11 protein-coding genes are annotated in these 14,311 nt (G+C 34.1%); 1 reads left to right on the top strand and 10 read right to left on the bottom strand.

Features of this window, described 5'->3' with window-relative positions; translation table 11 throughout:
* Positions 1-87 precede the first annotated feature (87 nt).
* Positions 88-1,515 carry an MATE family efflux transporter gene (locus J0383_RS10835; protein WP_207298392.1) on the top strand — a complete coding sequence of 476 codons (1,428 nt, stop codon included), beginning with the start codon at positions 88-90 and terminating at the stop codon, positions 1,513-1,515.
* Between the two features lie 43 nt (positions 1,516-1,558).
* Here the strand turns inward: J0383_RS10835 and dusB are convergent, their stop codons facing one another.
* The 10 genes from dusB to J0383_RS10785 form a co-directional block, all read right to left on the bottom strand.
* Complete coding sequence (gene dusB, locus J0383_RS10830; RefSeq protein ID WP_207298391.1) at positions 1,559-2,551, bottom strand: tRNA dihydrouridine synthase DusB; 993 nt, start codon at positions 2,549-2,551, stop codon at positions 1,559-1,561.
* A 150-nt stretch (positions 2,552-2,701) separates the two neighbouring features.
* The gene (locus tag J0383_RS10825; protein ID WP_207298390.1) at positions 2,702-3,991 is read right to left on the bottom strand and encodes a phenylacetate--CoA ligase family protein; all 1,290 of its coding nucleotides are present in this window, start codon (positions 3,989-3,991) and stop codon (positions 2,702-2,704) included.
* On the bottom strand, positions 3,988-5,652 hold the full coding sequence (locus J0383_RS10820; protein WP_207298389.1) for a C45 family autoproteolytic acyltransferase/hydolase: 1,665 nt from the start codon (positions 5,650-5,652) through the stop codon (positions 3,988-3,990). The genes J0383_RS10825 and J0383_RS10820 overlap by 4 nt, the downstream gene beginning before the upstream one ends.
* Positions 5,653-5,658: 6 nt before the next feature.
* Positions 5,659-7,176 (bottom strand): phytoene desaturase family protein, encoded by a 1,518-nt coding sequence (locus tag J0383_RS10815; protein ID WP_207298388.1) that lies wholly within the window; start codon positions 7,174-7,176, stop codon positions 5,659-5,661.
* A complete protein-coding gene (locus J0383_RS10810; protein WP_207298387.1) occupies positions 7,176-10,856 on the bottom strand; it encodes a 1-acyl-sn-glycerol-3-phosphate acyltransferase in 3,681 nt (1,226 codons plus the stop codon). Before J0383_RS10810 ends, J0383_RS10815 begins: the two co-directional genes overlap by 1 nt.
* A 162-nt stretch (positions 10,857-11,018) precedes the next feature.
* Entirely contained in the window at positions 11,019-12,203 is a 1,185-nt protein-coding gene (locus tag J0383_RS10805; protein WP_207298386.1) for a DUF2062 domain-containing protein, read from the bottom strand.
* An 18-nt stretch (positions 12,204-12,221) separates the two neighbouring features.
* Positions 12,222-12,707: a hypothetical protein gene (locus J0383_RS10800; RefSeq protein WP_207298385.1), complete on the bottom strand. Its 486-nt coding sequence runs from the start codon at positions 12,705-12,707 to the stop codon at positions 12,222-12,224.
* Between the two features lie 2 nt (positions 12,708-12,709).
* On the bottom strand, positions 12,710-13,081 hold the full coding sequence (locus J0383_RS10795) for a 3-hydroxyacyl-ACP dehydratase (RefSeq protein ID WP_207298384.1): 372 nt from the start codon (positions 13,079-13,081) through the stop codon (positions 12,710-12,712).
* A 12-nt stretch (positions 13,082-13,093) separates the two neighbouring features.
* A complete protein-coding gene (locus J0383_RS10790; RefSeq protein WP_207298383.1) occupies positions 13,094-13,708 on the bottom strand; it encodes an outer membrane beta-barrel protein in 615 nt (204 codons plus the stop codon).
* Positions 13,708-14,295: a porin family protein gene (locus J0383_RS10785; protein WP_207298382.1), complete on the bottom strand. Its 588-nt coding sequence runs from the start codon at positions 14,293-14,295 to the stop codon at positions 13,708-13,710. Before J0383_RS10785 ends, J0383_RS10790 begins: the two co-directional genes overlap by 1 nt.
* Positions 14,296-14,311: the final 16 nt, after the last annotated feature.

The raw sequence follows: 14,311 nt of genomic DNA, 5'->3' as shown, positions 1-14,311 counted from the left end.
TTAGAATAATTAGGATACTTACGTTTACTTTTTTAGTTCAGATTGAAAAAATATCTGAACCATTTTATCATTTATCCTAAAAATACCATGACAGAAACAACTATAAAGAAAAGTTTATTTTCAAAAATTTTCACTACTTTAAAACAAGCCTTAAAAGGCGATGAATCATTTGATTATACTTCTGGAAGTATAAAAAAAGCTGTAATTCTATTGGCCATTCCAATGGTTTTGGAAATGATGATGGAATCGGTTTTTGCATTAGTCGATTTGTATTTTGTTGGACATTTAGAGCACAGTAGTTTCGCCATTCAAACGGTTGGTTTAACCGAATCTGTATTGACCGTTATTTATTCGCTTGCCATCGGGATGAGTATGGCGGCCACAGCAGTTGTAGCCAGAAGAATTGGTGAAAAAGATCCTATCGCTGCCGCAAAAGCAGGAATGCAAGCCATAATTATTGCATTTGCCGTTAATAGTCTATTGAGCATTTTCGGAATTATTTATGCAAAAGATATTTTGATTTTAATGGGTTCCTCAGTAGAATCAGCTGAACATGGTTACCGATTTACACAGATTATGATTGGTTCTAGTTTGTGTATTATGCTTTTATTCTTGATAAACGGAATTTTCCGCGGAGCAGGAAATGCAGCAATCGCGATGAAAAGTCTTTGGATTGCGAATATCTGTAATATTATTTTATGCCCAATTTTAATTAATGGTTTTGGACCAATTCCTGCCTTCGGATTAATTGGGGCAGCTTTGGCAACTACAATCGGAAGAAGTATTGGAGTTATCTACCAAGTATATCATCTGTTTTTTGGAAATGGAATTTTAAAAATCAAAATTCCTTATTTCGCTCCAGATTTCACGCAGATAAAAGCTTTAGTAAAAATTGCAGCTCCAGGAATTTTACAATTTGTAATTGCATCTTGCAGCTGGATTTTCTTGGCACAATTAGTAGCCACAACTGGAGGCGATCATGGTTCGGCAGGATATCAAACAGCTTTGAGAATTATGATGTTTTTCATTCTTCCCGCTTGGGGCTTGAGTAATGCTGCGGCGACTTTAGTTGGACAGAATTTAGGTGCCAAACAAATAGAACGTGCCGAAAAATCAGTGTATACAACGGCACGATACAATGTGATTTTCATGGCTTCGATCATGATTATTACCTTAGGTTTCGGACAATATATTATTTCATTTTTCACGAATGATGAATTGGTAAAAACCGTTGCAATCGAAGCATTACAGATCATGAGCATCGGATTTATTTTCTACGGAATTGGAATGGTTCTCATTAATACGTTTAACGGAGCAGGAGATACCTGGACACCAACTGGAATTAATTTCTTTGGTTTTTGGTTATTCCAGATTCCGCTTGCATTTGTATTAGCAAAACATTTTAATATGGGACCAACAGGAGTTTTTATTGCTATTCCAGTTGCTGAAACCGCCATCACTTTAGCTGGAATCTTTTTCTATAAAAGAGGAAAGTGGAAGAGAGTACAAGTATAAATAAAGTAAAAGCCCTTCAATATTGAAGGGCTTTTTTTATGTTTTAAACAAACTCATATCCTGCGTAAACCTGCTCGATTTCTTTCATGATGGCGAATAAATCTTCGGGTGCGTCAGTGGTTACTAATTTTTGTTTGAATTCTTTAAACGAATGAATTCCTTTGAAATAATTGGTATAATGACGACGCATTTCAACAATTCCTAAACGCTCACCTTTCCATTCCATAGACCATTTTAAATGATTTCTGGCTGCTTCAACACGATCAATAACCGTTGGAGCAGGTAAGTGCTCTCCAGTTTTAAAATAGTGTTTTATTTCGTTAAAAATCCACGGATAACCAATCGCGGCACGACCAATCATGATACCGTCAATTCCGTATTCGTTTTTATATTGTAATGCTTTTTCCGGACTATCTATATCGCCGTTTCCGAAAATAGGCATCGTAATTCTTGGGTTGTTTTTGACACGTGCAATGTGCGACCAGTCAGAATGGCCTTTGTACATTTGGGCACGAGTTCTAGCGTGAATCGTTAAAGCCTGAACTCCAATATCCTGAAGTCTTTCTGCCACTTCGTCAATATTAATTGAATTTTCATCCCAGCCTAAACGCGTTTTTACCGTAACCGGTAAATCAGTTCCTTTGATAACGGCTTTGGTTAAACGAACCATCAAATCCACATCTTTTAAAACTCCAGCACCAGCACCTCTACAGACTACTTTTTTTACCGGACATCCAAAATTAATGTCCACTAAATCTGGTTTTACGGTAGAAACAATTTTAGAAGACATTTCCATCGCTTCTTCGTCACCACCAAAAATCTGAATTCCAACCGGACGTTCGTAATCAAAAATATCCAGCTTCATACGGCTTTTTATAGCGTCACGAATCAATCCTTCAGATGAAATAAATTCAGAGTACATCATATCAGCTCCGTGCGCTTTGCATAATCTGCGAAACGGCGGATCACTAACGTCTTCCATCGGTGCGAGTAATAAAGGAAATTCGGGTAATTCTATGTTGCCAATCTTGACCATCTTCAATATTTTTTGCAAAATTACAACATTTAGTTCAATTTGTGCCAAATTGAGGTTTAAAGCTTCATAGCAACAAAGGTTCAAAGGTTTTTTTATCAAGCTATTACATAGTCTTTGTCCCTGTGAACCTTTGCCTCTTTGTACCTAATACTAGGTTCTATAATCAAAAAATCGAATTGGTTTTCGGCTCATTGGATTAAAAACTATTGGATTTAGAATTTCTTTTGGCACAAATTCTAATTTTGGTGTTACTCTTAATTTGGCTCTAAAGTGATCTTTAATTTCCTGAAGAAATTCTGGAGACTGGTTTTTCACCGCAATTTTGATTAGGATTTCATCTGTACCTAAATCGTTTGTTGAAATTTCGATCAAGTGATTTTCGATATTGTCAAAACTGCTTAAAACATCATTCATCGCTGGCGGGTACAAGGTTGTTCCTTTGTATTTAATCATTTGTTTTTTACGCCCCACAACTGGCCCAACACGTAATGTGTTTCTGCCGCATTCACAAGGTTCGTTATGAAACTGCACAATATCACCGGTTTTAAAACGCAGCAAAGGCATTGCTTCAATTCCTAAAGTTGTAAAAGTAAGTTCGCCGGTTTCACCGTTTTTAACCGGCATATTATTTTCGTCCAGAACTTCAACAATGATTAATTCCGGATGATGATGTCCGCCTTTTCCATACTCACATTCTGTAAAAGCTGTGCTCATTTCGGTAGAAGCATAAGTTGAGAACAACTTAATATTCCATTTATCGGTGATTTTTTTCGATAAAATATTCATGGAGAAATCCTGTTCTCTCAAAGATTCTCCAATACATATCGCACCTTTTATGCTCGAATTATTATAATCGATTCCGTGAATTTCGGCGTATTCAATTAATTTCAAAAGGAAAGAAGGAACGGTAATTAAATAACTTGGGTTGTATTTTAAAATCGAATCCCACTGCATTTCTGGAATTCCAGCACCAACACGAATTACACCCACTTTTAATTTTCGAAGACCCAAAAAATAAGCCAGTCCGGCCATAAATTTTCTGTCAATTGTTGTCATTAACTGCACCACATCGCCTTCTACAATTCCGGCGCAAGCAAATGAAATAGCTTCGTTATAAGCCAATCGATCTAAGTCAGAATCGGTTAAGCCAAAAGTTACGGGATCTCCTAATGTTCCAGATGTTGAAGCGTAATCGATAATTTTATGTTGTGGAACACATACAAAATCATCATTATATTGTTGCAAATCTTCTTTTGTAGTAACAGGTAAAAATTGTAAATCTTCAAGTGTTTTTACTTTTGAAATATCAATATTTTGTCCAGCAAAAAGTCTTTTATAAAAAGGAGAATTCTCGCTGATGTACGCTAAAAGTTCGGCTAATTTTTTTTCTTGAAAAATTTTAATTTCTTCTAAAGAATCTTTTTCTATTGCTGGAATCATTTTAATTTTCTTTTGATCTTTTTTAAATATTTTTCAATCTGTTGTTTTTCAGGCAAAGTGGTGATTTCTTTCGTCAACGCTTTTTCAAAATTAAGCTGAGCCTGCTTGAATTCTTTTTTTTGGTAAAAATACAATCCTGCTTTATAATACACAACCCAATAATCAGGGTTTAAGGATTGATAGTTCTGAATAAATTCTGGAGAAATCGTTTCTTTTTTGTCCAAAAAAGAATCCATTTTGCGGTCTTCAATTTTAAACTTTTTGTAGTTCTGAAAAGCAGTAGTTTTTAGAAAAGGATCTTTGGCAATATTTAGATTTTCAATTTGAAAAGATTTGAAATCATTTTTTCTTTTCCCAAAAACAGAATCCAAATCGTAGCATACAAATTCACCCAACTGATACGGATTTGCCGAAATCCAGACTAGTTTTTCTTTTGGTTTAAAAATGATTCCATGATGCGCCATTAATTGATTCAAGGCTTTTTCGGAACCATAACCCAATTCAATGTTCTTTAGACCGTTTTTATTTCTTAGAATTTCTGAAGCAATTTCAGGATTCACCGTTTTATTTTCAGACAAAAGTTCCTGCATTCTTTCAAAACGATATTCCGAATGACTGTTTACAATTTGTTCTTGATTTCGTTTATCCGCTGCAAAAGCTTCGCCTTGAAAATGGTTGGAACAAATTAACTGATCTGTATTTGGAACATCATAAACATCCATTTTATTGGGAGAAACTTCGATCAAAATGGCTTTGTTATCATTGGCACTTCCCACCATAATCGATTCAGAAACAAATACTTTTCGCTTTTTTGCAATAGCAATTGCTTCATCTATATTTTTGGCATGCTGCAAAATTTCGCGAGTTAAAATTGAAATAGGCGTTTTGGCAATCAACGGAATTTTAGATTTCGAAGCATTTATCGTAACTGTTACACCTTCTTCATTCATTCCAGAAACGGCGCCAATCATTCCCGGCCAGGTAACCATCATGAATTTATGTCCTTCTTTCGGATTTATAAAAGCAATGATTTTATTCTCCGCGAAAGCGTCATTAACATAAAAATCAAAATTTCGCCCAAGAATTAAACTGCCATCTTCCGTTTTTTCATTCCAAACCGCAAAAGACGAACAGCCTACTAAAGCTAAATCCTGTAAAGCGTGCCCAATATCGTGAGCGCCATGTAAATACAAACCGCGTTGGTATTTTGGTGCGATGTTGTTAAATTCATCCGAAGTATATTCTGAAACACCATAAATTTCGGTTTGATATTCTTCAGGAACATTTAAATATAATTTTCGATTGTACCATTTTAGAAACTGTCGAAGCAGTTTTTGCTGAAAGCTGGATGGAATAAAATCGTTTATTTTAGAGAAGAAAATCTTTTGTTGTTTCTTCAAAAGTGAATCGGTTAGAGCGCCTGTGTTTAAACCAATTTCCAACGGATCGCCTTCCACATACAATTCCCAAAGCCCTTGTTTATTTTTTAAAAAGGAATTTTTCCCTGAAACAAATACCGAATCTGATTTTTTTATAACGGTTGGTTTTTCAGAATTATATTGGGAAAGATCGGGTTTATGGTGCATCGATTTCGATGTTCCGCATGAAACAAGGAGCATTAAAAAACCGGTAAATAAGAAAAGTAAAACTCGGTTTTTCATTGTTGTTTATTCAGATTCCTTATTGATTTTAGTAACCAGATATTCTCTTCCAATAATTTCAGAGCATGTATTTACGGCTCCAATCGTAACGCCCAGAACGCCGTGCATGTTGGTACTTTGGCCCGTAAGATACAGATTTTCCAGCTTAGTTTTTAACGGAATCATCGTTTTCATGGGATTATTAGAATCTTTAACATATCCGTACATATTTCCGTTGTGTCCGCCAATATAATCGCGATATGATAATGGAGTAGAAGTATGAACCGATTTTATACACTTCTTGATTCCTGGAAATTTGATTTCGATTTCATCCAAAAATTTAGCAGCTTTTCGGTTTTTAAATTCCCTGTAACTTTCACCACGGTCGCTTTCTTCGGCAGTTGTATTAAAAGTATCGGCCCAAGGTTCAACATCTTTGTATTTCATGTAGGTTAAAAAAGTCATGCCTTCTGCCCAGATTTCTTCTTTTTTAGAAGCATTCATCGAAGCCATATAACTTTTTGGCCATGAATTTTCATCGTAATCCTGAGCCGTCCAGACATCAGAACTATTCTTGAAATGATAAAAATTATGATTGATATATTTGAAACTTTCGGGTTTAAAAACGATGTACAAACTAAAAGCCGAAATTACATCTTCGAGATCTTGAATACGATTAAAAAAGACTTTTCGAAAGTTTGCTTCTCCTGCCATTTTTAAAGTTGTTTTAGGTTCAATATTCGAAATAAAAAGTGAACCTGAAATTTGTGTTCCATCTTTTAAATCAACCGAAACAACTTTATTATCCTCAACATTGAAACGGGTAGCTTCTTTGTATTTATAAAATTCCCCGCCGTATTTTTTCAGCTGTTTTAAAAGTTGCTTGGTAATCTGGCTCCCGCCGTTAATGCATCGCCACGAACTCTGAATATAAGAGTTGATCGAAAGCGCATGAACATAAAAAGGCGATTTATCTGGAATTCCGGCGTACAGAAAATTTGAACCTGCCAGAACAGCTTTCAGAGTTTCATTTTCTGTACAGGAATCAATGATTTCTTTTGCGTTTTGTTCCAGAATTTCGGTATCGTATTTTCCTTTCCAGTTTAAATTATAAAGGGGAAATGCATCACAGGTTTGCTGTAATTTTTTGCAATAATTGGTGAGATTTTCTTTTTCGTCAGGAAAAAAATCAGCAAGCTGTTTTACAAAATTTTCATAGCCTTGAGCATGTGGATATTCGTTTTGATCATTTTCAAAAGAAATGATATCGAAACGATCTTCATCTAATTTTTTAAGATGCAGCTGATCGATAATGCCCAGATATTTGAAATATTTGTAGAGATTTTGTCCTTTTTCTAAACCCCCGATGTAATGAATTCCCGTATCGAAAATCGTTTTGTCGCGAACAAAAGTCTGAAGATTTCCTCCGTATTGATTGTTTTTTTCGAGTACACAAACGCTGTAGCCTTCTTTAGCCAAAATGATAGACGAAACTAATCCGCCTAAACCACTGCCAATAATCACTACATCGTATTGTGCTTTCATTATTTTTTCTTCAAAACGATTAGATTATCTTCTTCAGAAACTATTTCAAAACCAGCGCTGATTAACTGACTTTTTAAAGCTGGAGAATTCACCAAAATTACTGATGGAATAGTTGAAATAACTTTTTCAATCTCATCTTTAAAAATTTCGTCTGAAATTAAAAGTACTTCATATTGATTTTCAAATGCAGATTCTAGTTGATCCAAATACACGATTTTTCTCTTTTTTAAGAAATAATTTGTTTTGGCCACCAGCATTTTTTCTTCATCATCAATAAAAGAAAATACTTTTCGCTGTGCTTCCTGCAAAGTTAATAACACATCTAATTGTCCGTAATCATTGCCTAAATGAAGTATCTTGGCTTTCGGATTAATGTATTTGTTTAGATTATAATAAGTTTCTAGATTTTGTTTTAAATCTTTTTTGACGCTGTCGCCAATTTCAATTTCTTTATAATCGTAACTGTTGATGAGCATTTTTTTGAAATATTCAGGACCTTCGAGTTCCTGACGAATTTTGCGGTATTCTGCTTTGAAGAACGAACTGATTTGTTTGGTTCTTTCGGCATAATTATTTCCAAACGAAAGATTTTCTGGAGTTATTCTTTCTAAAATAGTAAGTGTAAGCTGGCTTTTATGAATGACAAAATCACCTTTAGGAATTGCTTCTGAAGCTCCATGAATGACAATGGGAATAATATCCAGTTTAAATTCTTCGGCTAAAAAGAACGCGCCTTTATGAAATCTTTTAATAACGTTGTTTTCAGAACGTGTTCCTTCTGGGAAAACCATTAACGAATATCCTTCATTTACTTTTTTACGCAAATGTTCAACACCATCTTCTATTCCTTCCGAAACGGGATAAAAACCCGCTTTTCTAACAATACCGCCAAAAATAGGAGAGTTGTACACCCAATCACTTACTAGAAAAATGATTTTTGGACTTAACATTCCAATTGCCAAAATGTCGATAAACGAAGAATGATTGGCAATAATTACGGCTGGTTTTTCAAAAGTTTCATTATAAGTATTGATGATTTTTTTGTGAAGAAAAGGGTTTGAATGCAATACTGTTTTCATCAATTTGGAAACCACATATCTAAAGCCCTTCATTTTTGTTTTTGCGCTCAGCGGAAGAATTGGCATTAGCGTAAAACTGAAAACCGACATTACAATTCCGCCCAAACCATAATATGCAAATGAAATTACACCATGAATAAAAGTTCGCAGTTTAAACGGAGGATTTCCTTTTTTAGGACGATTCGACAAAAATAATTTGAAGAGAATTGGATAAAAAATGAAAGTGATAATCAAGGCAGCAAAAACCCCGATTAATGAAACCGATGAAATAGAAGTCAGCGCCGGATGTTTGGCAAAAATCATTGCGCCAATTCCCAGAATGGTGGTAATTACTGCTAGAATAATTGACGTTCTGTAAATGGCAATTTCATTTTTTCCGTTAGTATATTCTTTTTGTAACGCACTGGTCATGAAAATACTGAAATCAACTCCGTGGCCAAAAATCAGTGTGCAGACAATCATACTGAAAATATTCATTTGAATGCCAAAAATGCCCATAATTCCTGCCGTTACAATTCCCGTTAAAGCAATTGGAATACAGCTGATAATGACCAATTCGATTCTTCTGAAAAAGAAAAACAAAATCAGAATTACAGCTACAAAAGAATAATTTACAAGTGAATTAAAATCGGTTTTTAAAGTGCTGAAAAAAGTTTCGTTCATCTGCTGGCGGTCAATCGCAATGAGATTTTCTTTTGCAGAAGCCGATTTTACAAAAGCGTCGCGCTGTTCAGGAGATACTTTTACTAAAGTTGAAATGGTATAAAAACCATTTTTTTCGGTTATGAATTCTTTTAACTCAAGCGCCTGAATTTTTAAATAATTGTTGGCTGAAACAGGTTTGAAATCAATATCTAAATGATCGAAAAATTGAGAGTAGGTTGTCGGTTTAAATCCTAGCTTAGAACCTTCGGCAATTAATTCTGATTTTAGATATTGTTTTTTCTGAATGTTCCAGAATGAATTCCATTTTTCAATCTTTTGCTGCTGCTCTTTTTGAGAAAGCACAATTCCTCCCACAGAGCTGAAATTCAAAATTTTGTTCTGTTGTTTTGCTGCAGATAAATCGATAAAAAGTAGGCTGTTATTTTGCAGTACTTCTTCCATGCTTTTTCCATAAGCGGCAACATAAATGGTTTTTGAAGTTAAACTAGTGCTTTCTTCTAATTGTTTTTCGGCAGCTTTAATGTCTTTTGGGACAAAATTCAGCTGTGATAAATCGTTGTTGAAACCAACATCATTATAAGTAAAACAGCAGATGATGGTAATGATTATGCAAAAACCGATTAGGAATTTATTATTGTGAAATGAAAAATGCGCCATTTTATCAATGACATTTTTCTTATGATCGGCTGGATTTTCTTTTGGTTTGTACAAATGAGGAACAATCAAAAGAGAGAAAATTGCTGAAGCCATAACGATGACCGCAGCGAAAATTCCGAGATCATTTAACGCATCAGATTTTACAAAAAGCAGACATAGAAAAGCAACCGCAGTTGTTGAACTGCTCATAATAACAGGCATTGTAATGTCTTTATACAAAGTTTTTACGTCGCTATTATGTTTGTAATGCGTAAGAATATGAATGGAGTAATCGATTGTGATTCCTAATAAAATAGATCCAATACCGAGTGAAATTGCTGAGATTTGTTCTTTTACAAAATACAAAAATGCAACGGCAAATAAACCTCCAAAAACGGTTGGAAGAAAAATAATTAATGGAATCAATACTTTTCTGTAAAACAAAATCAGGATCAGCATTAAGGTAAACATTGCGATTGAAGTTGTTAAAACAATATCGCTTTTAATTTGTTTCGCATTGGCAGCAGCAATTAAGGCAGAACCAAAATAGCTTACAGATGTTTTTCCTTTAAATTGGGTATTTAAATTTTCTTGAATCGATTTTAGCTTTTCGGCAAAAATGCTGTTTTTTTCAGTTTCACTCGATGATATATCAGACGTGATAAAAAGAAGTAATTTCTTTTTGTCTTTGGTCATGACAAAACCATTGTCGAGCGTAAAATCGTCGCCAATGTTTAATTGCTGTAATTTTTTTAAAGCAATGAAAGAAATCCCAAGCGGATCTTGTAAAATAAAATCTTTGGTAATAAATCCTGAAGGAGAAATAATCGATTTGTAATTTCCTTGAACGGTTGCTTCGATACTGTCTTTCTGGAGTTTGTTTTCGATAGCAGCATAATCTTTATCGTCTAGAAATAAAGGCAGATTATTGTAAACAAAATCAATGGTTTCCTGAATATTTTCTTCGTCGATTTTTCCCTGGATTCCTGAGATATATGGTTTGCAGGATTTAGAAACGCTGTCTGAAAAAATGGAAGCCATTTCTTTTAAATCCTCGGCAAATCCGTTTTTTTCGAGAGTAAAAATAACGGTTGTTTTATCAGCAAAATTTAGTTGTTTTAAAACTTTTGCTGTGGCATCGGCTTTGTCGTTTGCGGGAATAAGTTTGGTGATGTCTTCTTCAAATTTAATCTGCGAAGCGAAAAATCCAAAAACCAAAAGCATCAAAAAAGCCAGTAGAACCGAAAGGGATTTTCTTCGGGTTACAAATAAATGAATGGCGTAAAAGTATTGATGCATGATTTTTATTATTTTTTGCCAGAGATTAAAAGATTAGCATTAGTTTATTACCCTGATCGAAGTCGAAGAACTTTCCAATTGAACGGGGGCTTCGACTTCGATCAGCTTGACAAACTGGATGTAAAAATCATTTTAATCCTTTTAATCTGTGGCAAACTTAACTTAAATATTTGGTTTATTCTTAGAACTAAAAGCGCTTAAAAGTGCATAACTTACCAATCCAGCTGATAGTGCTAAAACGGTTGCTAAAATAAGACTTCCGACGATATATTGTGCAGCATTTTTTTGAATATCGTCGAGTGTGGCTGAACTATCTAATATTAATGGGGCGTCGCTGGATATAAACAGACTTCCTGTTTTTAAAGAACCATAAATTACAAGCGGAATAAAAGGAGGAAAGCTTACATTTGATGACAAGAAAGCGATTACTTTGTTAAGCCTGAATAAAGCTGCGAAAGTAAAAAGGAGTATAGTCTGGAATCCCCAAAAAGGCGAAATTCCGATAAAAATTCCTAAAGCAATCGAAGCTGATTTTATGAAATTAGAATCGTTGCTTTCTAAAATATCTTCTAAAAAGAATTTTTTAAAACCTTTTTTTTTTGCTCGCCGAAAGAAATCGCGAGGCTTAATATATAATAAGGTATTGGTTACCAAAACGGTATTAAGAATACTGATTCGGGTAAAATCTTGAAAGGGACGAAAATGCGAAACGCGTTCTGCCGGATCGTACAAAACTTGAATGGGAACATTTTTAACTGGAATTCCTTTCCATGCCGATCGCACGATTACTTCAATTTCAAACTCAAATTTATTAGTGTAAAATCGTTTTGGGATTAATTTCAAAGGATACAATCTAAAACCAGATTGTGTGTCTTCAAGCGCGATTCCAGTTTCGAACTTAAACCAAAAATTAGAAAACTTATTTCCGAAACTGCTTTTTCTCGGCACATTTTCTTGTGTCATGTTTCGGCTTCCAATTAAAAGAGAATTGGGTTGATTGTAAATTTCTTCTAAAAAAACTGGGATATCAGAAGCGAAATGCTGGCCGTCAGAATCTATCGTGATGGCATATTCGAAATTTTGTTCAATGGCTTTTCTAAAACCATTTCGCAGCGCTCTTCCTTTTCCCATATTTTTGGGATGGTGAATTTGAGTCAGCTGCGAATATTGTTTTAAAATGTCACCCGTTTCATCAGTAGAACCGTCATTGACAATGATGATATTTGACGTGAAATCTAAAACAGAATCCAGCACTCTTTTCAATGTTTTTTGATTATTGTATGTGGGAACAATAACGCAGAATGATATTGAATGAAGCAGTTCTTGCCTTGATAAAGTAGGTTTCATTTGGAAATTTTCGTGTGTTTACTTCACAAAATGTTTCTCTTTTTCAGAGAAGCTTTTAGATTGTAAAACAAATTCTTTTAGGTATTCTTTTAAAGCACCACTTTGCGCCGCATAATACGTTGTGATGAATTTTTTATCTTCTTTAATATTTTTTTTATAACCCGTAATTCCTGGAACATCTTCCTGAATACTCAGTCTGATCATTCTCATTTCGATATTGCTTGGGTCGCTTTTGATGGTTGCTTCCAGAAGTTTTGCCCCTTCTTTAAAACGCTCGATTTTTTCACCTAGTTTCTTCTCAAATTTAGAATCTACTAAAATTGAAGCGGCTTTGTAAGCGACAAGGATTTTTTCGTCGTTGTTAGAAATGCTCGAAAGTTTTTCTGTAAATTCTTTCGCATTGGTTTCTGATTTTGCAACATCAGGATAAATTTTTCGGATCGATGCCAAATCTGGAGTCGCGGCAAAATTGATCCATAGGAATAATGATACTAGTAATTTCATAATTATAATTTTTTATACACATTGCTTAATTTCAAAGCTGTGGTTTCGTTAAAATATGTGGTGTTTTTCACCTTTACCAAATCATCTTCTGTGGTTATAATGTCAAGTTCCAAAAGAAGCTCCGGATTGATTTCCGGATTAATCAATGCCATGAATTTTACGTTAGACAAAGTCTGGATCATCAATGAACTTTCAGTAATTGTTTCTGTCAATTCTTTAATAATTTGAATCATGCAAACGCCCGGCATAATTGGGTTTCCAGGAAAATGACCTTTAAAAACCTCATGATTGGCATTAACTAATATACGAATTTTAAATTTAGAATCGCCAGTTTTTTCTTGTGAAATTACTTCGTAAAAGTCTTTTAGAACCATAATTTTGTTTTTTTATTTCGTATCAAATGAGTACGAAATACCTATTTGAAAATTGATATTTGTATTGTAATCGCCAAAGAGATAATGACTATTTGTGTCATTATGATAATAATCGCTGTCGAGAATATCTAAAAATCCTTTTTTAAAACGGGCCTCAAAAGCAAGACCAGAAGGCATGCGATACCCAAGTCCTGCAACAAATGCGAAATCATTATAATTTTTTCTGAGTACTAAATTATCATTTATGCGAATATCCAGAGAGGGCCCGAATAAAACCTGAAAACCTTGTCCGAATGTAAATTTGTTGATCATTGAAAGCGATAGATATTCTAGTTTTAAATCCAGATGTTCTATTCTTTCAGTATTCGTATCAGGATCTGTATAATTTCTTGCGACATTATTAGATCCTTGTCTTACATAATTTATTTCGGGCTGAAGCGCATATTTTTTTGTCAAATTGATTTCTCCAAAACCTCCAAAATAAAAATCAGGTTTGTAATTGGCGTGCATTTCTGAAATAGTCGATAATGACAAACCGCCTCGTAATCCTGGTTTAAAATCCTGCGCTTGGAGTTTTATAATAGCAAAAAAAACAAATAAAATATGTGCTGATTTTTTACACTGCATTATCTTGTTTTAAAAGTATAGCTAATACCAATTTGAAAAACTTGATTTAAGATTACATCATCGTAGTAGTAATCGTTATCAATACCGTCGTAACCATAAATATCGATTAATCCTTGTTTAATTCTAGCTTCAAACGTTAGTCCATTTGGCAGTGTATAACCAACACCTCCAACAATTGCAAGGTCAAAACCTTCAGGATTGGTATTGATGTAATTATCACTAACTTTTATATCTAAAGATGGTCCAGCTAAAATATGAAAACCTTTTCCTCCAAAATGGTATTTTGCAACCGCACCAAGTGTCAGGTAATTTAATTCATACTTTTCAGAATAATAACGGCCGTTTTCAAAATATCTTCCTTCATCACCTTGTCTTGAATATGTAATTTCAGGCTGTAACGAAAAATATTTATTAAATCTAATGTTTACTAAGCCACCCACATAAAAATCGGTTTTACTTCTATTATCATCGATATTGGTTAATGTCGAAAAATTCAAACCTCCTCTAAGTCCAGGACTCACTTTTACTTGTGCTTGAGATTTAATTCCAATAAATAGAATGAATGCAATTAACGTTATTTTTTTCATCTTTTGATTAGTTTAA

The sequence above is a fragment of the Flavobacterium endoglycinae genome (assembly GCF_017352115.1).
Classification (GTDB): domain Bacteria; phylum Bacteroidota; class Bacteroidia; order Flavobacteriales; family Flavobacteriaceae; genus Flavobacterium; species Flavobacterium endoglycinae.
Note: the sequence above shows the minus strand (reverse complement) of the source record. Positions and strands in the feature narration are given on the sequence as shown.